Genomic DNA, 21,160 nt, shown 5'->3' with positions numbered 1-21,160 from the left:
GTATGACGCAACGTTAGAGTCAATAAGTAAATTCATTTTTTGTTAAAAGTTTCATCTCCACTATATTTCATGCATAATAGATATGTACATATATTAGAAAGCGGTGAAAGTATGGTTTCAAGTACGGTAATTGCCAGTATCACAATTCAACTTGTGATTTCGATTCTGGTACCTATTATTGCGTTTGTTTATTTCCGTAAAAAATATAATATTAATTGGAAAGTGGTCGGCGTTGGTGTTCTTATCTTTATTGGATTTACCCAAATTCTCGAAACACCGTTCCACCTATTTATGCGTGGTAATCCAGCAATCGCTCCATTTTTAGAAAATCCGTTTGTCTTTGCAATTTATGGCGGACTAACTGCTGGTATTTTTGAAGAATTAGGACGCTTCGTTGCCTTCTTCTTCCTACTAAAAAAATATCTAGAATATAAAGATGGCTTCGCTTATGGAATTGGTCACGGCGGGATTGAATCCATTTTAGTTGGCGGATTCTCTGCATTACAGACACTTATATTCGCTAATGCTATTAACAATGGTAGCTTCGCTCAAATGGCAGAAAAACTACCACAATTAAATCTTGTAAAGGATATGTTAATAGAACAACCTGCTTATTTATACTTCCTTGGCAGCTTGGAAAGAATTATGGCTCTTGTATTGCAAATTGCCTTTACAATGCTTGTCTTATACGCAGTAAAACAGAAGAAATATATCTTCCTTGTTTACGCTATATTATTCCACGCATTTGTAGACTTTTTCGCGGCACTTTATCAAACAAAAACAATTAACATCTTTGTTGCAGAAGGAATTACCCTTCTCTTCACAATTGGTGCTGTTATTCTTATTCGTAAAATGAAAGAGAAATTAATGAATGTACCGGCGTAAAAATAACCCACCAGTTGGTGGGTTATTTTTTATATGGATTATCATAATGATGATAGCTTTTTCCCCCTTGCAACTCCCTCCTTGTTTCTGCATCTATAACAATGTACTTATAAACCTCTTCTACTTCATTTTGAGAAAAGGAAGCAAAAAAATAAACTTGGCGATCAGGGTGAATAAAAAAATCTTGAAGCACCACTTCACCCCGGCAACCCACGGCTGTTTTTTGCCTGAAAGAAAATTCTTCATCGGGCACTTCTTTAAATAAAATCTTTTTCCGAACGCTATATGTTGCATTGTTGTATTCTTTATAGATTTTCTTATCTAACTGTTCGTAAAACACATCCTCACTCACAAACGATTTATTTCGATTGCTTGGATAATTTAATTTTTGATTGGATTCTGCATATGTTGTGGACAAGTGTATAAAAAAACAAAGACCGAATATAATACATATCATTTTTTTCATCATTACACCTCAATTATTCATTTATCCACATTACTTTTCCACATATTTAGATCAATATGCCGTTTCCAATAAAAAGGAATTTTTTCCACATTTGTCGAAGTATATAGCGTCAACTTGAAAGATGGGGATGAATTATGAAGAAATTGATTGTAATACGACATTGTTCAGCAACTGGACAAGAACGTGATGCCGAATTAACGATTGCAGGAAAAAATCAAGCAAACACTCTTGCTACATTCATCTTAGAAAACCAACCACAAATAGATCATATTATTTCAAGCCCATTTGTGCGAGCTATCGATTCTATTCGGCCCTATGCGCTTCAAGCTAACTTGTCTATCCAAGAAGATGAACGATTAGCTGAACGCATATTAAGCGACGTTCCAATGGATGATTGGTTGCAAAAACTAGAATCTACTTTTACAAATATAGATATTGCCTTTTCAGGCGGAGAGTCAACAAAACAAGCGACGGATCGAGCTATATCACTTATCCAAGACGTTTTAAAGTTAAACCATACTACAACACTACTCGTTACACACGGCAACTTACTTACGCTCATTTTAAAGCACTTTGATCATACGATTGGCTTTAATGAATGGAGAGCTTTAACGAATCCTGATATTTACGAAATTACACTCGATACACAATGCATCCTAAAACGATTATGGGGAGCACCGTCCAAGTAATATCTCTTTCCAACACATTCAGTTGACGCCACGAGAAGAAACTGTACTAACAATAGAAAGGGGTATCACTCCATATGTACGAAGATGTACTTGCTTTACTACATAAAACAAATGCTTCTTACGAAAAGTTTGAACACGAACCAGTACTCGATTATGAAACAGATCGTATCGTACGTGAAAGGCTTGGCTTACACGGCACTCCAAGTAAAAGCTTATTTTTAAAATCAAAGTCTGGAGATTATTACGTATTTTTCACGTTAGAGGGCACAAGGCTCAACCGAGGAGAGATGAAAGAAATAACAGGAGAAAGCTTATCTCTCTGTTCTCCTGATGAGCTAAGAGAAGAAACAGGCTGTACTCCAGGATGTGTAGCTCCTTTCGGTTATTCACAACATGTAACGATTATTGTGGATAGCGCTATTTATGCTTACGATAAAATTTTAATTACACCTGGTGTACCTGAATTTACAATTGAATTATCCACAGAGGAATTAAAGAAAATCTTATTAACATGCCCAAATACTGTTTTAGAATATAAACAAAAAGAGAGCCAATGATTAGCTCTCTTTTTTCATTATTTTGCTTCTGCTACTTTTTCTTTTGCAGAACGTACTTGCTCGTCCGCATGGTAAGAAGAACGCACAAGTGGGCCAGCTTCACAGTGGCTAAAGCCTTTGCTAAGTGCAATTTCTTTAAGCTCTGCAAATTCTGCTGGTGGGTAATATTTAAGAACTGGTAAATGCTTCTTAGATGGTTGTAGGTATTGTCCAAGAGTTAAAATATCCACATTGTTTGCACGTAAGTCATCCATTGCTTCAATTAAATCTTCTCTCGTTTCACCTAAGCCCACCATAATGCTCGATTTAGTTGGAATATCAGGCTGCATTTCTTTCGCTCGACGTAAAAACTCTAATGAACGGTCATATTTTGCTCTAGCGCGAACTCGGTTAGATAATCGACGTACTGTTTCAATGTTATGGTTTAAAATATCTGGTTTTGCATCCATTAACATTTTTAAGTTTTCTTCTACTCCACCCATGTCAGATGGTAATACTTCGATTGACGTAAATGGATTTTTGCGACGAACAGCGCGTACTGTTTCAGCAAAAACAGCTGCTCCCCCGTCTTTTAAATCATCACGTGCAACCGCTGTTATAACAACGTGCTTTAAGCCCATTTGTACTACAGAATCTGCTACGCGTTCTGGCTCTTGTAAATCAAGCTCAGTTGGTAAGCCTGTTTTAACCGCACAAAAACGACAAGCACGTGTACAAACCGCACCTAAAATCATAAATGTTGCTGTTTTCCTTACAGCCCAGCATTCATGAATATTCGGACATTTTGCTTCTTCACAAACTGTATGAAGATTCTTAGAACGCATCATTTTCTTCAAGCCTGTATAGTTTTCATTCGTGTTTAACTTAATTTTCAACCATTCGGGCTTGCGCTTATATTCTGTTTGTTTTGTCATGGTTATCAACTCCGCACAATATGAAATAGTTTACCGTGTTCGCTTCTTTCAATGTAACATATCTATTCTAACGTATGAAAGCGATTTGCTCAAATGAAGATTCTAAGATTTTTTCCAATCGTTCCCTATAATGAAATACTCCGTATATCCCACACTAAAAAGAGTGATGTTGTGAAAGGAGTCTATTTCATGCTTCGAAAAATTTCTCTTTTGCTTTCGATTTGCTTTCTTCTCCACCAAAACATCGCTTACGGTGAAGATAATCAGCAAAGCATATACGAAAAGCGCATGGCACTATATAAAGAAACAGAGCAATCTTCAGGCATTCCGTGGTATTACTTAGCTGCAATGGATCAATACGAAAGAAATATACGGAGCGTAAGAAAAGACATTCCGAAAAAACCAGATGCCATCATTTCCCTTTATTTCAAACCAGAAATATGGGCTGGACCCGTTAATGGTAACGACACTCTCCCTCATACAATTTCTTTATTTGGCGGATTGGGTTTAGATGGTGACAAAGATGGATTTGCAAACGCAAATAACGATCGTGATCTTCTGCATACAGCAGCAACGATTTTAAAGAAACAAGGAACGTCCGAAGACCGTATTCACATTATGCTTTGGGAATATTATAGACGTGCGAAAACAGTTGATTTAATTACCGAATACGCCGGAATTTATAAACATTATGGGCGTATTAATTTAGAAGGAAATGCTTTTCCTCTTCCGATTCGTAGTGACCATAGCTACCGTAGTACTTTCGGTGCTGGAAGAAGTTTCGGGGGAAGAAGAGTTCATGAAGGAACCGATATTTTTGCTGGCTATGGCGTACCAGTAAGATCCACTTGCTATGGCATTATTGAAACAAAAGGTTGGAATCGTCTTGGCGGATGGCGCATCGGCATTCGTGACCTTCATAATAATTACCATTATTACGCTCATTTAGGTGGATTCTCAAAAGAAATACAGCTTGGACAAATTGTCGAGCCTGGAAAAGTAATCGGATTTGTCGGTAGCACCGGTTACGGCCCTCCCGGCACAGCTGGAAAATTCCCGCCCCACCTACATTTCGGCATGTATAAAGACAATGGTTATACAGAATGGGCTTTCGATCCATACATGCATTTAAGTCTTTGGGAGCGAAAAGAACGCACGAATACAAAGCGATAACCGTAGCAATATGCTACGGTTATTTTTTTAATTCGGCTAACTATCCGTTTTCTTTTTATCAGGTACAACAACACTCCCGCTTCCATAATAAGTAGGTACTTCCCCTTGAACAATGCGCGTTGCAATCGGAACGTCTTGTTTTACCTTTATTTCTTTCGTATGAAATGGAATAATTACTTGCAACGTAACTTCCATCTCCATAATAATTTGAATCGCTGTCGTATTGATCCCGTGCGGTTCAATTTTTTGTTTAATATCCGTATTCACATGACCAATCGTCGTGAAATCAATTGGAATATCGGGACCTATATTTCCAAGAAGCGCATTATCCGTTACACGACCAAAAGGAACTGCCATCGTTGCTCCATTTTTTTCAGAAATACCTAGCCCCTTCAAATCACCTTGTTCTACTTGCTGTAAATATTTTTCTATGTATGTGGTCGTTGACGTTACGATTTCATTTACTTGCTTCGTATTTAAATTAATTGTGGATACTTTTCCGTTTTTATCATTTTGTACTTTCATTAATGAATCGACATCAAACCCTTCATTAATTCTATCTTTTACCGCCTTCGTCATAACCGCTGTCGCCATTTTATGTGTCTCTACTTCCCCATATTTAAGTAATGTCGGCTGAATGCTTTTATTCACAATCCATAATCCTTGCACGAGTAATATGACAAAAAGAATAAACGACATAAGCAGTATGTGCCGAAAGGAAATTGGTCCCCTTCGAAACCGCGAATTTTTCGAACGAAATATACTCATAAAAAAACCTCCTTCTTATATCATTTCTATGCAAGAAGGAGGGACGATATATGCTTATCTCATTTTTAATAATGCTTCTTTTCCGATTGTGCCTGCCGTAATACCTAATGCTTCGGCCTCAATCGTTACTGATTCTAGCGGCGCTTCAAGAAGTTGTTCAATCGTTCTTACACCAACCGCACGGCCAGCAATAATTCCTCGATCACCTAACTTCTCATTTAAAAGACCTACATCTAATGCACCGCACATAATATATCCTTTATCGCTCATTACAGCTAGCAAATTTGTCTTTGGAAGTTTGACGCTAACCGCAATAAACGTATAATTATCGATTATAATTGGCTCTACATTAACCATAGTTCACACTCCTCTCTTTCTTATCTGTATGACAAGAGAAAAATGAGTGTTACAAGTTAACTAGCCTATAGTTTGACGGAAGATGTATGAGTTATCAACACGTCTGTTAACACATCTCTGAGTAACTCTGGCATATAATATTGTTTGTCAGAAAGTGTGGATAGCTCTGGGTATAAGTATCCGAATGTAAACATATCAATCGTTCCTACCGTATATATACGATCTAATTCCAGCGATTCCCCGTTAATCAATACGTCTTCCAGTAAAATTTTATTCCCAGGAATCATATCTGGAATGACTTCGACACCAGCGTAAATCATTTTCCCCATCACTTTTCCACGAAATCCGAATCCTTTTACCTCAAGGTTCTCCATATTCGGGCGACGTGCTTTCAAAATAACTTCTCTTAACGTTTTCCCCGGCACTTTTAATAAACATGGATTAATTGGATGTGGACAAATTCTGTGAATATCTCCGCGCGTCACAACACCTTCATTTAATCCCTCTAATAGCACACCAGCGTTCACCATTCCAATTTCTGCATCGCACCACGTTTTCAGCGCACTTGCTAACATGTGCGAAAATACCGTCTCATGAAACCAATTGACCGGTAATGATTCCTTTAAATGAACGACAGGCTCTGCCATAATATGTTTACTTTCTTCCTGTAGCAATTCAATTGTGGATAACGGTTTGCTATAAGCACCTAAACGTTCTGTCTTAATCGCTCTACCGTCCTTTTTCAACAGCTTCTTCGTCTCTTTATCCACAGTAAGCTGAACGTGCCCAACGTAACGTCCCCACTTTTCACAACAACAAAGTAAAGTATTATTCATAAGAATGCCACGCTCAAATAAATGGTGCGTATGTGCACCTAAAATAACATCTATATCATAATGCTCTGCCATATACTCATCCATGCTTTTTCCAAGATGAGAAAGGACAACGGTAATATGAGCCTCATCTCGCACTTCTTCTAAAATAGACTCTAAATGGATAAGCGGATCTTCAATATGCCAATCGAGCATATGATAAAACTCTGGGTACGCTACTGTTAGTCCGATAAAGGCAATCGTAATTCCATCTGTCGTTGTATGTAATTTATAAGGCTTTGCCCACTCCGGACGTACACCTTCTTTTTCAAATAAATTCGCAACGAGCACCTCAAATCCAGCATCATCATATAGACGATTCAAATGCTCCTTCGCTAACGTAATTCCTTCATTATTTCCGATTGTTACATAATCATATAACGCCTCATTCAAAAGCTTCGTATTGCCAAGTCCATTCGTCGCTTCCGAAATACTATGAAAACGATCCACATGATCGCCGATATCAACCGTCAAAACGGTCTCTCCCGCTTCCTGTCTTCGCTTTTTCTCCCCTTGTACAAACCGAGAAATTTGCGGCCAATTTTCAAAATGACTATGTATATCGTTTGTATGATAAAGGTGGATGATTGTTTCTTTATTTATATTCAGAGAAAAAACCTCCTCTCAGTTCCTTACTGCCATTTACGCTACACGTACGCAATAATCCTGTAAATACTTTTCGTCTTTTCTTGCTATTTTACATTGTACTCGCATTATAAGAAAAAGCCAAAGGTTGCCCTTTTAATATGAGAAATTTTATTTTTTCAAATCTGTGGATTAGTCAGAGGGGCGACATTTGTCAGTAAGTTTGTTGGGCGGCTTGGCGAAGAGTGTTTTACCAACTCCTATATGGAGGATTATTCTACATATATACCTTGTAATACGACATATGTCGTGTTACAATTTCCTCATAAGGTGGTGAACCATAAAATGGATAAAGAGATATTAAAAGGAAGTATTGATATTTTACTTCTCTCCATCATTAAACAACACGATACGTACGGATATGAAATTATTCAAAAGCTAAAAGAAAACAGCAACGATCTATACACGATGAGCCAAGGTACACTCTATCCAGCACTCAAACGTATGGAACAAAAGGATTTAATCAATTCCTACTGGGGTGAATCTGAAACTGGTATGAAACGAAAGTTTTATCGCATTACTACGAGCGGAAAGAAAATTTTAGAAGAAAAACTAACAGCGTGGGATTCAGTTACAGCTCTTATTAAAACTTGTCAGAAAGGAGCTTTAAATTAATGACGATTGAAGAATACATAACGAGTATTGTTCAAAAAACAAACCTAGCGCAATCTGATAGAGACGAACTATACTTCGAAATTTATGATCATCTTACAAGTTTAAAACAAGAATTTCTCGATCAAGGAAAATCTGAAGAAGAAGCTACTACATTAGCCATTCAAAACTTCGGAGAAGCCTCTACTTTAGGAACTGAAATTGAAAAAGCGATGCAATCTTCTACGCAAAAATATGTACAGTGGATTGGTTGGGGATTATTTTTACCGTATTCATTTGTTTTATTATTTAAACTGTTGCTCGGGAGGCCAGCTTTTTACTTTGGTAATCTGAAGTACTTCTTTGAAACAGGTGACTGGCATTCTATACACGGTGGGTTAATAAACTTAATTCCACTCAAAAGTACAATCCGCTATTTAAGTGGATTCGATCCTACTCATTTACTAGATCCTTATAATATAGAAATCATACTTATGAATACATTAGGGAACGTCATCATATTTATCCCATTTGGATTCCTTCTGCCGTTATTATTTAAACAAATAAACAATGTAAAAATGGCATCAAAAATTTTCATTAAGTTTATTTTATTAATTGAATCATTACAACTCCTTACTTTTACTGGTGTTTTCGATATTGATGACATCATATTGAATATGTTAGGTGCTTTAATTGGGTATGGTTCTTTCATTGGGATGAAACATATTTGGGAGCGTATTAAATCTGTGGATAAGGTGGATACGATATAGGTTCGGGGTATACAGCCTGTTCTTCCTGTCGTAATTTGTTGATAAGTCGATATATTTAATTAAACACCGACTGGATAGCCCAGCCTGCCCTGAACTGACCTAAACTGAACCCAATCAAGCACAACATAAAAAAGCGCCCTGCATAGCAGGGCGCTTTCTTCATACATATATTATCCAGTTCCAGCGGCTAGAATGTTCGGTGGCTTCACTTCTTCCTATGAGGCAAAAAGCGCCTCTACGTCAGAAGCTCCATCCCCCTCACATTCTGAACGAGCCGCTTCCACTTTAAATATTAACCGATAGAACCTTCCATCTCAAACTTGATTAGGCGGTTCATTTCAACTGCGTATTCCATTGGAAGTTCGCGAGTGAATGGCTCGATGAAGCCCATTACGATCATTTCTGTAGCTTCTTGCTCAGAAATACCGCGGCTCATTAGGTAGAATAATTGTTCTTCTGATACTTTCGATACTTTCGCTTCGTGTTCAAGTGAAACGTAATCGTTTTTGATTTCGTTGTAAGGAATTGTATCAGATGTAGATTGGTTATCCATGATTAACGTGTCACACTCGATGTTAGAGCGAGAGTTTTTCGCTTTTGGTCCGAATTGTACGATACCACGGTAAGTTACTTTACCACCATGCTTCGCAATCGATTTAGAAACGATTGTTGAAGACGTGTTTGGTGCTAAGTGAATCATTTTCGCACCAGCATCTTGATGTTGGCCTTTACCAGCAATCGCGATAGATAATGTTAAACCACGAGCGCCTTCGCCTTTTAAGATAACTGCTGGGTATTTCATCGTTAATTTAGATCCGATATTACCGTCAATCCATTCCATCGTTGCGTTTTCTTCACAAACCGCACGTTTTGTAACTAGGTTGTATACGTTGTTCGCCCAGTTTTGGATTGTTGTATAACGGCAATATGCATCTTTCTTAATGATGATTTCTACTACCGCACTGTGAAGTGAGTTAGTCGTGTAAACAGGTGCTGTACAACCTTCTACGTAGTGTACGTGTGCGCCTTCGTCTACGATGATAAGCGTACGCTCGAATTGTCCCATATTTTCAGAGTTAATACGGAAGTACGCTTGAAGTGGTGTATCCACTTTAATACCTTTTGGAACGTAGATGAATGATCCACCAGACCAAACTGCAGAGTTTAATGCAGAGAATTTGTTGTCTGTTGGTGGGATTACTTTTCCGAAATGCTCACGGAAAATATCTTCGTTCTCTTTTAATGCGCTATCTGTATCTTTGAAGACGATTCCTAGAGCTTCTAGGTCTTCTTTCATGTTGTGATATACAACTTCAGATTCGTACTGTGCAGATACACCAGCTAAATATTTTTGCTCCGCTTCAGGAATACCTAATTTATCAAATGTCGCTTTAATTTCCTCAGGTACTTCATCCCAAGACTTCTCAGATTTCTCAGATGGTTTTACGTAGTACGTAATTTCATCGAAATCTAAGTCGTTTAAGTCGCCGCCCCATTGTGGCATTGGCATTTCATAGAACTTATCCAGTGATTTTAAACGGAAGTCTAACATCCACTGTGGTTCTTCTTTCATACGTGAAATCTCTTCAACGATTTCTTTTGTTAAACCGCGTCCAGCACGGAAAATCGAAACGTCTTTGTCTTTGAAACCATATTTATAATCGCCGATATCTGGCAGTTGCTTCGCCATGTTGGTGTGTCCCTCCTTAGATAACCTCGTTTTTAGGAACCTTTAACATTACTTATCTTCGTTTAAGCCCTTTTCTAACGCTTTCCACGCTAATGTTGCACATTTAATACGTGCAGGGAACTTGCATACGCCTTGTAATGCTTCAATATCTCCTAAATCAATGCTGTCATCGTACTCTTTTCCTAGCATCATGTCAGAGAAAATTTTAGAAAGCTGAAGTGCCTCTTCAATTTTCTTACCTTTTACTGCTTGTGTCATCATCGAAGCTGAAGACATTGAGATAGAACACCCTTCTCCTTCAAACTTCGCCTCTTGTACAATACCTTCTTCTACTTTCATCGTAAGTTGAATACGATCGCCGCAAGTTGGATTGTTCAAGTTAACAGTAACACTATCTTCTAACACGCCATTGTTACGAGGATTCTTATAATGATCCATAATAACTTGACGGTATAACGTATCTAAATTATTAAATGACATTTGTGAAATACTCCTTTGTCTTGATTAGTGATTCAACAAATGTATCAATTTCTTCTTTTGTATTATATAAATAGAAGCTCGCACGTGCTGTAGAAGAAGCTTTCAGCCACTTCATAAGCGGTTGTGCACAGTGGTGTCCTGCGCGAACCGCAATGCCTTCTACATCTAATACAGTTGCTACATCATGAGGATGTACGTCTTCAATATTAAATGTAACAAGACCAGCGCGATGCTTTGGACCGTAAATTGTAACGCCATCTACTTCTGATAGTCTTTCTAAAGCATATTGCGCTAATTCATGTTCATGCTTTTCAATATTATGAAGACCGATTTCTTCTAGGAAATCAATTGCCGCACCAAGTCCGATTGCATTACCGATAATCGGTGTACCTGCTTCAAACTTCCACGGAAGCTCTTTCCAAGTAGATTCTTGTAAATCTACGAAATCAATCATTTCACCGCCAAATTCAATTGGCTCCATATTGTTCAGCAATTCTTTTTTACCATATAATACGCCGATACCTGTAGGTCCGCACATCTTATGAGCAGATAATGCGTAGAAATCACAGTTTAAATCTTGTACATCCACTTTCATATGAGGTGCACTTTGTGCTCCATCAACGATCATGATTGCACCGTTTTCGTGTGCGATTGCTCCGATTTCTTTTACCGGGTTAATCGTTCCAAGTACGTTTGATACTTGCATAATAGAAACGATTTTTGTATTCGGTGTAACTGTTTGACGAACATCTTCTAAAGAAATTGTACCGTCTGGTTGAAGCGGAAGGTATTTTAAAGTTGCACCAGTTTTCTTCGCAACTTGCTGCCACGGAATGATGTTACTATGGTGCTCCATGTAAGAAATAACGATTTCATCGCCTTCTTTTACATTTTCAAGACCATAGCTAGCCGCTACTGTATTTAATGCAGTTGTCGTTCCGCGCGTGAAAATAATCTCTTCCATTGATTTCGCGTTAATAAACTTGCGAACTTTCTCGCGTGCACCTTCATACGCGTCGGTAGCTTTCGTACCGAGCGTATGAACACCACGATGCACGTTAGAATTATACTCTTTATAGTAACGTTCTAACGTTTCAATGACTTGAATTGGTTTTTGAGAAGTTGCTGCACTATCGAAATATACAAGTTGTTTGCCGTTCACTTTTTGATCAAGAATTGGAAACTGTTTGCGTATTTCATGAATATTCATTAGCGAACTTTCCTTTCAATTACCTCAACAAGCTGTGCTTTTACTCCTTCAATTGGAAGCTCATTTACTACAGGTGCTAAGAATCCATGGATGACTAAACGTTCTGCTTCGCGTTTTGGAATACCACGGCTCATCAAGTAGTATAATTGGTACGGATCTACGCGGCCTACTGAAGCTGCGTGACCTGCCATTACATCATCTTCGTCGATTAAAAGAATTGGGTTTGCATCACCGCGAGCTTTTTCATCTAACATAAGAACGCGAGAAGATTGTTGTGCATTTGATTTAGATGCACCGTGTTCAATCTTACCAATTCCGTTAAAGATAGATGTTGCACTATCTTTTTGTACACCGTGTTTTAAAATCCAACCTTCAGAGTGTTTACCGAAGTGAACAACTTTAGTTGTAAAGTTTTGTGTTTGGTTACCACGACCAATTGTTACTGTTTTCGTATCAGCATATGATCCGTCGCCCATTAAATTCGTAACGTTCTCTGAAATTGTGTTTCCGTCATTCATAAGGCCTAGAGCCCAATCAATGCGGCCGTCGCGTCCAACAATTCCGCGGCGGTTAACGTAAGTTGTTACGTCTTTTGCTAATAGATCAACCGCACCAAATTTAACTTGTGCGCCTTGTTCCACGATTACTTCTGCTACGATATTTGCAATACCTTTAGCATTTTCATTTGCAACGTAGTTTTCTACATAAGTTGCAGTACTGTTCGCATCAGCTACGAATAATACGTGGTTATATACGTTAGCTTCTTCGCCGTCTACTAAGAATACAGCTTGAAGTGGAGTTTCAAGAACAACGTTTTTCGGAACATATACAAATGCACCGCCGTTGATTAATGCAGCATGAAGTGCAGTTAAACGATGCTCGTCTACCTTCACGCCGTCTTTCATTAAATACTTTTGTAATAGTTCAGCATGCTCTGTTGCAGCTGTTACGATGTCTGTAAAAATAACACCTTTTTCTTTTGCTTCGTCTGCTAAAGAAACGAATGCAGTTGTACCAGTACGTTGTACTAATACGCTGTTATTTTCATCGATTAAGTTTTTCACTGCTTCTGGAAGCTCTGTTAAAGAACTTACAGGCTCTTGCTTAGCAGCGTCGCCTTTTCCGATAAAGTCCCATTTTTCAATTTTCGTTTTATCAGGCGTTGGCATTGGAAGTTCAGTTGCTTGTGCAAGAGCTTGTAAGCGGAACTCAGTCAACCAAGCAGCTTCGTTTACTTCGCTTGCGCGTTGACGGATTGTTTCTTGATCGAAAGGTAATGTACCGATTGTCATGTTTATGCTCCTCTCTTACGCTTCTTGCTCTGTTGTTTCGTCTTCAATACCTAATTCTTTTTTAATCCAGTCATAACCTTCAGCTTCTAGACGTTGTGCAAGCTCAGGACCACCAGATTTAACGATACGACCGTTCATCATAACGTGAACGAAGTCTGGAGTGATGTAGTTTAATAAACGTTGGTAATGCGTAATCATTAGGCAACCGAACTCTTCGCCGCGCATTTGGTTAATACCTTTAGATACAACTTTTAATGCATCGATATCAAGACCTGAGTCGATTTCATCTAAGATTGCGATTTTTGGCTCAATCATCATTAATTGAAGGATTTCGTTACGCTTTTTCTCTCCACCAGAGAAACCTTCGTTTAAGTAACGTTGTGCCATTTCTGGATCCATTTCTAGGAATTCCATGTTTTTATCTAATGTACGGATAAATTTCATAAGAGAAATTTCATCGCCCTCTTCACGACGTGCATTAATTGCAGAACGTAAGAAGTCAGCGTTTGTTACTCCGCTAATTTCACTTGGATATTGCATTGCTAGAAATAGACCTGCTTGTGCGCGCTCGTCTACTTCCATTTCTAATACATCTTCACCGTCGATGATGATGCTACCTTCTGTTACTTCATACTTTGGGTGACCCATAATCGCAGAAGATAAAGTTGATTTACCTGTTCCGTTAGGTCCCATAATTGCGTGGATTTCTCCACCTTTTACTTCAAGGTTTACACCTTTTAAAATTTCTTTGCCATCAATTGATACGTGTAAGTCTTTAACCGTTAATGTAGAACCAGCCATCTCAATACCTCCATTAATCCTATATATACATTTTAAAAATTCCTAAAACGTTCATATTCTCATTTTATTCTCATTCTAATCTTATATCAAATAAAATGATATCGCAAACGACGAAAAAAAGTAACAATTTTTTCACAAATGTATATAAGTATTTCCCTTGCATCCTTATATAATACACCTTTCTTCTTATTTATATAAAGAAAAAAGGACTGTAAATTTCCCAGTCCTTTCCTTGTGTTTATTCACTTACCGGAAGTACAGCACCTTTATATTCTTTATTAATAAAGTCTTGAATTTCTTTTGAATGCAATACTTCTACTAATTCTTTAATTTCTTTTTTCTTCTCGTTACCTTTACGAACTGCAATAATATTTGCATACGGAGAGTCTGATCCTTCAATCGCAATTGCATCCTTTGCTGGATTTAATTTCGCATCAATTGCATAGTTTGAATTAATGAATAAAGCATCACCTTCATTATTTTCATACAGCTTTGGTGACAATCCAGGCTCTACATCTGTTTTAAACTTTAAGTTTTTCGGATTTTCTACAACATCTTTTACTGTCGCTTTAACAACATCTACACCGTCTTTTAATTTAATAACGCCGCCTTTTTGTAACAATGCGAGCATACGGCCACGCTCCGCTACGTTATTACTCATAATAACTGTTCCGCCATCTGGCAATTCTTTTAAACTTTTATATTTCTTAGAATAAATGCCCATTGGCTCTAAATGGATTTTTCCTGCGTTTACAATTTTATATCCCTTTTCTTGAATTTCTTTATCTAAGTAAGGAATGTGTTGGAAGTAGTTCGCATCAATTTCCTTATCCGCTAACGCTTTATTCGGCAAAACATAATCCTGGAACTTTTTAATCTCTAATTTAATGCCCTTTTTCTCTAGTATCGGCTGTGCCTTTTCTAAAATAACAGCGTGCGGCACGTTAGAAGCTCCCACAACAAGCTTATTCTCTTCTTTCCCTCCGCAAGCAGCTAATGTAAATACAGACAGTGCTGTAACAACTGACAGTAGAATCTTTTTCATATGATGTCCCCTTCTCCCCTATAGTTATGTAGTTATAAAAAAGGGCCGGCATACACCAGCCCTTTTCAGCAATTATTCTTTTACAGGAACAACCGCTCCTTTATATTCTTTATTAATAAAGTCTTCAATTTCTTTAGAATGCAATACTTCTACAAGCTCTTTAATCGCTTTTTTATCTTTATCACCTTTGCGAACCACTAATACGTTTGCGTACGGAGAATCATCGCCTTCAATTGCAATTGCATCTTTTTCTGGATTTAATTTCGCATCAATTGCATAGTTCGAGTTAATTAAAACAGCGTCGCCTTCTTTATTGTTATACACTTGTGGTAATAAACCAGGCTCAATATCCGTTTTAAACTTTAAGTTTTTCGGATTATCTGCAATATCTTTTGGAGTTGCACTAACTGGATCTACTCCGTCTTTAATTTTTAAAATGCCTTCTTTTTGTAAAATTGCTAAACCACGTCCATGGTCAGTAACGGAATTACTCATAATAATTGTCGCCCCGTCCGGAAGTTCTTTTAAGCTCTTATATTTTTGAGAGTATACACCAATTGGCTCTAAATGAATTTTCCCTGCTATTTCAAAATCATATTTTTTATCTTTAATTTCTTTTTCTAAATATGGAATGTGCTGGAAGTAGTTTGCATCTAAATCCTTATCCGCTAACGATTTATTTGGTAATACGTAGTCTTGGAATTTTTTAATTTCTAATTCAATTCCTTTTTTCTCTAATAAAGGTTTAGCCTTTTCTAAAATTTCAGCGTGCGGTACGTTAGAAGCCCCCACAACTAGTTTTGTTTCATCTTTATCTTTCCCGCCACAAGCAGCTAACCCAAAAATTGAAGTTGAAATAAGTGCTGTAAGTAATAATTTTTTCATTTGAAACATCCTCCCGTTTTTTATTATCGTTTATCTATTCGAGTCGTTAAACTATCACCAATCCACTGAATGAAAAATACAACTAGTAATACACAAATTGTCGCAACGATTGTTACATCGTTATTTCCTCGCTGGAATCCTTCTAAATAAGCAAGTGTTCCAAGGCCACCAGCACCAACAACTCCCGCCATCGCTGTATAGCCTACTAAAGCAATTGTCGTAACAGTAATACCAGATACTAATGCTGGTAACGATTCTGGAATTAACACTTTCAAAATAATTGTGCTTGTTTTTGCTCCCATTGCTTTCGAAGCTTCAATTACACCTTTATCAATTTCACGAAGCGCAATTTCAACCATTCTCGCGTAAAATGGTGCCGCTCCAATAATTAAAGCTGGAAGTGCTGCACTCGCTCCAAGAATTGTTCCAAGCAGAATCTTTGTGAATGGGATTAATAAAATGATTAAAATGATGAACGGTATCGAGCGGAAAATGTTTACGAACGCTCCAATCCCCGTGTTAACCGCTTTGTTTTCCCATAAATTATCTTTCGCTGTCATAAAGAGTAACAATCCTAAAATTAGTCCTAATACAAATGTGGCAAGAGCTGCGATTGCCGTCATATATAACGTTTCACCAGTTGCTTCTAACATTTGATTCCAATCAACATTTGCGATTAACTTATCCATGTGCAATCACCTCCAGCTCTACTTGATCTTGATGTATTCCCTCTATTGCTTGCTGAATCGCTGTTTCCTCACCATTTAAATGAACAACTAAACTACCGTAAGAGCCGTTATTTGTTTGGGCGATGTTTCCTTGCAAAATGCTAACTTCTATATCACTGCGTTGCATTAATCTTTGAAGTACTGGTCTTTCTACAGCTTCACCGATAAACTGCAAACGAACTACTTTACCATCTGGATACTTTTCAATTAAACTTTCAATCGTTTCATTTGTATCTTCAGAATCCGTTAACTGCTGTACAAATCGCTTTGTAATGTCTTTCTGCGGATTGCGGAATACATCAAGTACTGGACCCGTTTCTACAATCTTCCCTTTCTCCATTACCGCCACTCGATTACAAATCTTTCGAATCACGTGCATCTCGTGTGTAATGAGTACAATTGTTAAACCGAGACGCTTATTAATATCTAATAATAAATCTAAAATTTGATCTGTCGTTTCTGGATCAAGAGCTGACGTTGCTTCATCACATAAAAGCACTTGCGGGTTGTTAGCTAACGCTCTTGCAATCCCAACACGTTGCTTTTGTCCTCCGCTTAACTGAGATGGATACGCGTCCCCTCTTCCTTCTAATCCAACAAGATGAATTAACTCGTCGACGCGTTTTCTTCTCTTCGCCTTATCGACACCTGCAATTTCAAGTGGGAACTCGATATTTTCGCGTACAGTTCGTGACCAAAGTAAATTGAAGTGCTGAAAAATCATTCCAATTTCTTGCCTTGCCTTACGAAGTTCACTCCCTGTAATTGCTGAAATCACACGATTTGCAATTGTAATTTGGCCAGAAGTTGGTTTCTCTAACTGATTGAATAATCTGATTAAAGAACTTTTCCCAGCGCCACTATATCCGATAACACCAAATATTTCACCTTTGTCTATTTTTAAATTGGCATTATCTACAGCAGTGACATCACCGCTTTTTGCTTTATATATTTTCTTTACATTTTCTAACAAGATCATGATGTTCACCCCTTTTTTTGTTTAAAAAGCGTAAGCGGCTCGTTTAGAACAAGAGGACGCCCGAATCCCTGACGTAGAGGCGCTTTTTGCCTCATAGGAAGGGATGAAACGACCGACTGTTCTAGCCGCTGAAGCTAGATTTTTGGTCGACTCCGCAATTTTTTATGTTTAATGCGTGTAGTCCACCGTTATCACTACTTTTATTATTTGAATGTCCTCCACATTCAAACAATAAAAAAACCTTTCCGCTTTAGAGAAGCAGAAAGGTTTATATGCGTATATAACAACATTATCCCTCTCTCTCATCTCTCAAAGCATTTGCTTTGCAGGAATTGGCACCATTTCAACATAAGTTGACGGTTGCCGGGCTTCACAGGGCACAGTCCCTCCACCTCTCTTGATAAGAGAAATCAGATTACATTTTCGTCTGATTTGTAATTTATGAAATTGTCTATATTTTATGAATTGAATTGTATCAATATCCATACGCCATGTCAACAGAAATTTTCGTAAAAAAAGAAACTTCAGACTTTTAAGCACCCACTGACATCGGTTTACATATATGAAACATCGATTCGACTAATAGCATCGTTCGATACGTTCCTGAATATTGTACACGTCCATCGTTCATTAATGTTTGCAATCGTACATTTCCGTTCACCAATTGTTTTACATCTTCCTCATCTACACAAACGATTTGCTCCGTTCCTCTTTCCTCATGTAGCAGCTCTATATAATCTCTTGAAATTTGTAACGAACAACTTTCATCTCCAAAGCGGAAATTAACAGTTTTTTCTCCTTGTCTTAAAAGCGGCTCTAAATGATATTGACCATTAGCGTAATTTACAAATGATTGCAGCAAAGAATATAATTTCACCCTAAATCACATCCTTCATATCACTTTCTATTACACATACCATTCCCTCTCACTAAAGAGCAATCCTGTTACTTTCGCTCGACAAATACTGTAACCACCCTGCATCTCGACATATTTCCCGAGAAATATGTCGAGGCGGCAAAAACTTTGCCGCCTACTTTAATTCCGTATATAAATATTCAACCGAATGAAATGCATATATCTTCTTCATGAGTGTCCCATTTTCAAAAACAAGTAAACACGGTACACTTTCGATTCCATACTCTTTCGCTAAATGCGGAGCATAATTTAAATCTAACATTCCAATTTTCAAGTCTTCAATTGTCATCTCAACAACTGTTAACATCTTTTTTGCTAATTGGCATGTTCCACACATTGGAGTATATACATATAACACTGTTTTTTCTTCGTTCTCTATTAGGGCTGTAGCTTCGGCTCCTGTCCAATCAATCACTTCTATCATTCCTTACCGTAAATATTCTGTATAAACGTCAATGTCAGCTCCCCATAATACATTTGCTAAGTGTGAAGATGGCGCAGTTGCCACTTCTCGGTACGAGCGATCAATGTAAATATGCTCTGCTTGCGGAAATTCTTTTCGAAATTGCTTCCTTAACTTTTCTCCAGCATCATCAGCATCCACTAGTACATACACTTCCTTATCAAAAAACTGATCAATGAGCTCATCCATTTTCGATAAACCAATTGTACCATTTGTACAAACAATTTCCACCGGTTCACGAATAATAGATTCAATCTTTCTTCTATCTGATTTACCTTCTACAATAATGACTTTTTCTACATAAATCATATGTCATCACCCGATCACCATATACTATACAACCTTTAACTTAGTATATAGTATATTCGTTATTTTCATGTTGTTTCCTGTTTATTTTTGCAAAAGAAAAGCAGAAGCGGCTTGCTTAGAACAAGAGGGCATTGGAGCTTCTGACGTAAAGGCGCTTTTTGCCTTGCAGGAAGCAGCGAAGCCACCGAGCAATCTAGCCGCTGGAGCTGGATCACAAAGAAAAGCGCAAGCGGCTCGTTCAGATTGTGAGGGGGATGGAGCTTCTGACGTAAAGGCGCTTTTTGCCTTGTAGGAAGAAGCGAAGCCACCGAACAATCTAGCCGCTGGAGCTGAACAATAAAAAATTAAACGAAATCGTTTTTTCAAAAAACACTCTCCTACACGATAATTAGTATATGATTCTACGTTCATTATTTTACACAAAATAAAAAAGGACAGCACAAAGGCTGTCCTTTAGTCGACTATAATTAGTCTTGGTTTGTCATTTCTGCATATTTTTCTGCAGTTAATAACTTCTCAACTTGGCTTGCATCAGAAAGTTCAACTTTAACCATCCATGCACCCTCGTATGGAGATTCGTTAACAAGTTCTGGTTGGTCACTTAATTCTTCGTTTACTGCTACAACTTTACCACTTACAGGTGCGTATAACTCAGAAACTGTTTTAACAGATTCTACGCTTCCGAATGGCTCGTCAGCTTCGATTGTTGCACCTACTTCAGGAAGTTCAACGAATACGATATCGCCTAGCTCACCTTGTGCAAAGTGAGTAATACCGATAACAACTTCATTACCTTCAGTTTTTACCCATTCGTGTTCTTCAGAGTAACGTAAATTATTTGGAATGCTCATGACTGTACCTCCAGTGAATGTATTAATTATGTAAAAATACCTTATTGGTACTTTTTCCACACACTTTCAAACTGCTCTTCGTTAAAACCAAGTGTTACATTCGTTCCATTTGTTACGATTGGACGTTTAATCAACATGCCATCAGATGCTAAAAGTTCGTACATTTCGTCTTCACTTGCATCCTTTAACTTATCTTTCAGACCAAGTTCGCGGTAACGCATTCCACTTGTATTAAAGAATTTTTTTAATGGTAATTCACTTTTTTCATGTAAATTACGTAAATCTTCTTTTGACGGTGGATTTTCAACAATATGAATCATCTCATATGCTACATCGTTTGCCTCAAACCATTTCTTTGCTTTTTGACATGTGCCACACTTTGGATATGAATAAAATGTTACTGTCATAAATTCACCTACTTTTTTACTAACCTTTACCTTTATCATATAGAAAACGTTTTATTATTTCAAACGATTATTCGCTAAACTTTTACTTATTTCGTGATAAATTTTAATAATCCTGCGAATTTTCCTTATTTTCCCGCCATTTGTTAAGAAAAAAATAAATATATAATTTTTTTAGATTTTTCTCTCATTCTGTACCGAACGTATATATTAAACAAGCGTTTGATTAATTTCTTATTTTTCGTTGTTAACCTTTGAACTGCATTGATCCTTTCTTACCGAACATACATCTTAAACAAACGTTTGATTAATTTCCTATTTCCCTTTGTTCACCCTTGAGCTGCATCGATTTCTTCCTACCGAACATACATCTTAAACAAACGTTTATTTAACCATTTCAGCCTATAGTCACAAAACCTG

Annotated in this window: 26 protein-coding genes and 1 riboswitch; of the genes, 7 read left to right on the top strand and 19 right to left on the bottom strand. The window is 37.5% G+C overall.

Annotated elements, in window-relative coordinates; genetic code table 11:
* Positions 1-69: 69 nt before the first annotated feature.
* Positions 70-885 (top strand): YhfC family intramembrane metalloprotease, encoded by an 816-nt coding sequence (locus tag AC1Q8N_RS21115; protein ID WP_141520006.1) that lies wholly within the window; start codon positions 70-72, stop codon positions 883-885.
* A gap of 22 nt (positions 886-907) precedes the next feature.
* Here AC1Q8N_RS21115 and AC1Q8N_RS21110 read toward each other — a convergent pair whose 3' ends face one another.
* Positions 908-1,351 (bottom strand): hypothetical protein, encoded by a 444-nt coding sequence (locus tag AC1Q8N_RS21110; RefSeq protein WP_141520004.1) that lies wholly within the window; start codon positions 1,349-1,351, stop codon positions 908-910.
* Positions 1,352-1,485: 134 nt separating this feature from the next.
* Here AC1Q8N_RS21110 and AC1Q8N_RS21105 point away from each other — a divergent pair, with 134 nt between their 5' ends.
* Together AC1Q8N_RS21105 and AC1Q8N_RS21100 are read left to right on the top strand one after the other, a co-directional pair.
* Positions 1,486-2,040 carry a histidine phosphatase family protein gene (locus AC1Q8N_RS21105; protein WP_098078307.1) on the top strand — a complete coding sequence of 185 codons (555 nt, stop codon included), beginning with the start codon at positions 1,486-1,488 and terminating at the stop codon, positions 2,038-2,040.
* 74 nt (positions 2,041-2,114) lie between these two features.
* Positions 2,115-2,597, top strand: coding sequence for a YbaK/EbsC family protein (locus tag AC1Q8N_RS21100; RefSeq protein WP_098078309.1), 483 nt, complete (start codon positions 2,115-2,117; stop codon positions 2,595-2,597).
* A 17-nt stretch (positions 2,598-2,614) separates the two neighbouring features.
* Here the strand turns inward: AC1Q8N_RS21100 and lipA are convergent, their stop codons facing one another.
* Entirely contained in the window at positions 2,615-3,511 is an 897-nt protein-coding gene (lipA, locus tag AC1Q8N_RS21095) for a lipoyl synthase (RefSeq protein WP_000166376.1), read from the bottom strand.
* Between the two features lie 189 nt (positions 3,512-3,700).
* On the opposite strand from lipA, the gene AC1Q8N_RS21090 reads away from it, so the two are divergent.
* Entirely contained in the window at positions 3,701-4,684 is a 984-nt protein-coding gene (locus AC1Q8N_RS21090) for a M23 family metallopeptidase (protein WP_048542310.1), read from the top strand.
* Between the two features lie 36 nt (positions 4,685-4,720).
* Here the strand turns inward: AC1Q8N_RS21090 and yunB are convergent, their stop codons facing one another.
* From yunB to AC1Q8N_RS21075, 3 genes are all read right to left on the bottom strand, one after another.
* Positions 4,721-5,452, bottom strand: coding sequence for a sporulation protein YunB (yunB, locus tag AC1Q8N_RS21085; protein WP_046954393.1), 732 nt, complete (start codon positions 5,450-5,452; stop codon positions 4,721-4,723).
* Positions 5,453-5,506: 54 nt separating this feature from the next.
* Positions 5,507-5,809 (bottom strand): YunC family protein, encoded by a 303-nt coding sequence (locus tag AC1Q8N_RS21080; RefSeq protein WP_000248463.1) that lies wholly within the window; start codon positions 5,807-5,809, stop codon positions 5,507-5,509.
* Positions 5,810-5,874: 65 nt separating this feature from the next.
* Positions 5,875-7,266, bottom strand: a complete 1,392-nt coding sequence (locus AC1Q8N_RS21075) for a bifunctional metallophosphatase/5'-nucleotidase (protein ID WP_098079709.1) — start codon at positions 7,264-7,266, stop codon at positions 5,875-5,877.
* A gap of 345 nt (positions 7,267-7,611) precedes the next feature.
* Between AC1Q8N_RS21075 and AC1Q8N_RS21070 the strand changes: the two genes are divergently transcribed.
* Entirely contained in the window at positions 7,612-7,941 is a 330-nt protein-coding gene (locus AC1Q8N_RS21070; protein WP_048542314.1) for a PadR family transcriptional regulator, read from the top strand.
* A complete protein-coding gene (locus tag AC1Q8N_RS21065; protein ID WP_098078317.1) occupies positions 7,941-8,687 on the top strand; it encodes a VanZ family protein in 747 nt (248 codons plus the stop codon). Before AC1Q8N_RS21070 ends, AC1Q8N_RS21065 begins: the two co-directional genes overlap by 1 nt.
* 292 nt (positions 8,688-8,979) lie before the next feature.
* Here AC1Q8N_RS21065 and sufB read toward each other — a convergent pair whose 3' ends face one another.
* From sufB to AC1Q8N_RS21005, 12 genes are all read right to left on the bottom strand, one after another.
* A complete protein-coding gene (gene sufB, locus AC1Q8N_RS21060; protein ID WP_001118829.1) occupies positions 8,980-10,377 on the bottom strand; it encodes a Fe-S cluster assembly protein SufB in 1,398 nt (465 codons plus the stop codon).
* A gap of 48 nt (positions 10,378-10,425) precedes the next feature.
* Positions 10,426-10,857, bottom strand: coding sequence for a Fe-S cluster assembly sulfur transfer protein SufU (gene sufU, locus AC1Q8N_RS21055; protein ID WP_000009525.1), 432 nt, complete (start codon positions 10,855-10,857; stop codon positions 10,426-10,428).
* Complete coding sequence (gene sufS / locus AC1Q8N_RS21050) at positions 10,847-12,067, bottom strand: cysteine desulfurase SufS (protein WP_001020765.1); 1,221 nt, start codon at positions 12,065-12,067, stop codon at positions 10,847-10,849. The genes sufU and sufS overlap by 11 nt, the downstream gene beginning before the upstream one ends.
* Positions 12,067-13,359: a Fe-S cluster assembly protein SufD gene (gene sufD, locus AC1Q8N_RS21045; RefSeq protein WP_000152176.1), complete on the bottom strand. Its 1,293-nt coding sequence runs from the start codon at positions 13,357-13,359 to the stop codon at positions 12,067-12,069. Before sufD ends, sufS begins: the two co-directional genes overlap by 1 nt.
* A 15-nt stretch (positions 13,360-13,374) precedes the next feature.
* Positions 13,375-14,160, bottom strand: a complete 786-nt coding sequence (gene sufC, locus AC1Q8N_RS21040; protein ID WP_000929163.1) for a Fe-S cluster assembly ATPase SufC — start codon at positions 14,158-14,160, stop codon at positions 13,375-13,377.
* A gap of 238 nt (positions 14,161-14,398) precedes the next feature.
* Complete coding sequence (gene metQ, locus AC1Q8N_RS21035; protein ID WP_098078320.1) at positions 14,399-15,205, bottom strand: methionine ABC transporter substrate-binding lipoprotein MetQ; 807 nt, start codon at positions 15,203-15,205, stop codon at positions 14,399-14,401.
* Positions 15,206-15,277: 72 nt separating this feature from the next.
* Positions 15,278-16,090, bottom strand: a complete 813-nt coding sequence (gene metQ / locus AC1Q8N_RS21030) for a methionine ABC transporter substrate-binding lipoprotein MetQ (protein ID WP_048542322.1) — start codon at positions 16,088-16,090, stop codon at positions 15,278-15,280.
* A 23-nt stretch (positions 16,091-16,113) separates the two neighbouring features.
* A complete protein-coding gene (locus AC1Q8N_RS21025; protein ID WP_000359328.1) occupies positions 16,114-16,779 on the bottom strand; it encodes a methionine ABC transporter permease in 666 nt (221 codons plus the stop codon).
* The gene (locus AC1Q8N_RS21020; RefSeq protein WP_000601756.1) at positions 16,772-17,797 is read right to left on the bottom strand and encodes a methionine ABC transporter ATP-binding protein; all 1,026 of its coding nucleotides are present in this window, start codon (positions 17,795-17,797) and stop codon (positions 16,772-16,774) included. Before AC1Q8N_RS21020 ends, AC1Q8N_RS21025 begins: the two co-directional genes overlap by 8 nt.
* 299 nt (positions 17,798-18,096) lie before the next feature.
* Positions 18,097-18,204, bottom strand: a riboswitch (SAM riboswitch).
* Between the two features lie 125 nt (positions 18,205-18,329).
* Positions 18,330-18,674 carry a hypothetical protein gene (locus tag AC1Q8N_RS21015; protein ID WP_048542324.1) on the bottom strand — a complete coding sequence of 115 codons (345 nt, stop codon included), beginning with the start codon at positions 18,672-18,674 and terminating at the stop codon, positions 18,330-18,332.
* Positions 18,675-18,828: 154 nt separating this feature from the next.
* Positions 18,829-19,137, bottom strand: coding sequence for a thioredoxin family protein (locus tag AC1Q8N_RS21010; protein WP_002008881.1), 309 nt, complete (start codon positions 19,135-19,137; stop codon positions 18,829-18,831).
* 3 nt (positions 19,138-19,140) lie between these two features.
* Positions 19,141-19,485, bottom strand: a complete 345-nt coding sequence (locus tag AC1Q8N_RS21005; protein ID WP_000640866.1) for a toprim domain-containing protein — start codon at positions 19,483-19,485, stop codon at positions 19,141-19,143.
* Between the two features lie 67 nt (positions 19,486-19,552).
* On the opposite strand from AC1Q8N_RS21005, the gene AC1Q8N_RS21000 reads away from it, so the two are divergent.
* Complete coding sequence (locus AC1Q8N_RS21000; RefSeq protein WP_048542326.1) at positions 19,553-19,777, top strand: hypothetical protein; 225 nt, start codon at positions 19,553-19,555, stop codon at positions 19,775-19,777.
* Positions 19,778-19,952: 175 nt separating this feature from the next.
* Here AC1Q8N_RS21000 and gcvH read toward each other — a convergent pair whose 3' ends face one another.
* Together gcvH and AC1Q8N_RS20990 are read right to left on the bottom strand one after the other, a co-directional pair.
* On the bottom strand, positions 19,953-20,336 hold the full coding sequence (gene gcvH, locus AC1Q8N_RS20995) for a glycine cleavage system protein GcvH (protein WP_000026896.1): 384 nt from the start codon (positions 20,334-20,336) through the stop codon (positions 19,953-19,955).
* Between the two features lie 41 nt (positions 20,337-20,377).
* Positions 20,378-20,743, bottom strand: coding sequence for an arsenate reductase family protein (locus AC1Q8N_RS20990; protein WP_000218969.1), 366 nt, complete (start codon positions 20,741-20,743; stop codon positions 20,378-20,380).
* Positions 20,744-21,160: the final 417 nt, after the last annotated feature.

It is taken from the genome of Bacillus sp. GW823-FHT06B01 (genome assembly GCF_058952315.1).
The sequence above is the reverse complement of the archived record's forward strand: the minus strand, read 5'-3'. Positions and strand labels throughout refer to the sequence as shown.

Bases quoted from the DNA above. Each gene is read 5' to 3' on its own strand.
- AC1Q8N_RS21065 (WP_098078317.1), top strand. From the start codon at position 7,941: ATGACGATTGAAGAATACATAACGAGTATTGTTCAAAAAACAAACCTA.
- sufC (WP_000929163.1), bottom strand. From the start codon at position 14,160: ATGGCTGGTTCTACATTAACGGTTAAAGACTTACACGTATCAATTGAT.
- sufS (WP_001020765.1), bottom strand. From the start codon at position 12,067: ATGAATATTCATGAAATACGCAAACAGTTTCCAATTCTTGATCAAAAA.
- AC1Q8N_RS21000 (WP_048542326.1), top strand. From the start codon at position 19,553: ATGTTGTTTCCTGTTTATTTTTGCAAAAGAAAAGCAGAAGCGGCTTGC.
- AC1Q8N_RS21090 (WP_048542310.1), top strand. From the start codon at position 3,701: ATGCTTCGAAAAATTTCTCTTTTGCTTTCGATTTGCTTTCTTCTCCAC.
- AC1Q8N_RS21105 (WP_098078307.1), top strand. From the start codon at position 1,486: ATGAAGAAATTGATTGTAATACGACATTGTTCAGCAACTGGACAAGAA.
- gcvH (WP_000026896.1), bottom strand. From the start codon at position 20,336: ATGAGCATTCCAAATAATTTACGTTACTCTGAAGAACACGAATGGGTA.
- AC1Q8N_RS21115 (WP_141520006.1), top strand. From the start codon at position 70: ATGCATAATAGATATGTACATATATTAGAAAGCGGTGAAAGTATGGTT.
- AC1Q8N_RS21100 (WP_098078309.1), top strand. From the start codon at position 2,115: ATGTACGAAGATGTACTTGCTTTACTACATAAAACAAATGCTTCTTAC.
- sufD (WP_000152176.1), bottom strand. From the start codon at position 13,359: ATGACAATCGGTACATTACCTTTCGATCAAGAAACAATCCGTCAACGC.
- metQ (WP_048542322.1), bottom strand. From the start codon at position 16,090: ATGAAAAAATTATTACTTACAGCACTTATTTCAACTTCAATTTTTGGG.
- AC1Q8N_RS20990 (WP_000218969.1), bottom strand. From the start codon at position 20,743: ATGACAGTAACATTTTATTCATATCCAAAGTGTGGCACATGTCAAAAA.
- sufB (WP_001118829.1), bottom strand. From the start codon at position 10,377: ATGGCGAAGCAACTGCCAGATATCGGCGATTATAAATATGGTTTCAAA.
- sufU (WP_000009525.1), bottom strand. From the start codon at position 10,857: ATGTCATTTAATAATTTAGATACGTTATACCGTCAAGTTATTATGGAT.
- lipA (WP_000166376.1), bottom strand. From the start codon at position 3,511: ATGACAAAACAAACAGAATATAAGCGCAAGCCCGAATGGTTGAAAATT.
- AC1Q8N_RS21110 (WP_141520004.1), bottom strand. From the start codon at position 1,351: ATGAAAAAAATGATATGTATTATATTCGGTCTTTGTTTTTTTATACAC.
- yunB (WP_046954393.1), bottom strand. From the start codon at position 5,452: ATGAGTATATTTCGTTCGAAAAATTCGCGGTTTCGAAGGGGACCAATT.
- metQ (WP_098078320.1), bottom strand. From the start codon at position 15,205: ATGAAAAAGATTCTACTGTCAGTTGTTACAGCACTGTCTGTATTTACA.
- AC1Q8N_RS21005 (WP_000640866.1), bottom strand. From the start codon at position 19,485: ATGATTTATGTAGAAAAAGTCATTATTGTAGAAGGTAAATCAGATAGA.
- AC1Q8N_RS21080 (WP_000248463.1), bottom strand. From the start codon at position 5,809: ATGGTTAATGTAGAGCCAATTATAATCGATAATTATACGTTTATTGCG.
- AC1Q8N_RS21010 (WP_002008881.1), bottom strand. From the start codon at position 19,137: ATGATAGAAGTGATTGATTGGACAGGAGCCGAAGCTACAGCCCTAATA.
- AC1Q8N_RS21020 (WP_000601756.1), bottom strand. From the start codon at position 17,797: ATGATCTTGTTAGAAAATGTAAAGAAAATATATAAAGCAAAAAGCGGT.
- AC1Q8N_RS21070 (WP_048542314.1), top strand. From the start codon at position 7,612: ATGGATAAAGAGATATTAAAAGGAAGTATTGATATTTTACTTCTCTCC.
- AC1Q8N_RS21025 (WP_000359328.1), bottom strand. From the start codon at position 16,779: ATGGATAAGTTAATCGCAAATGTTGATTGGAATCAAATGTTAGAAGCA.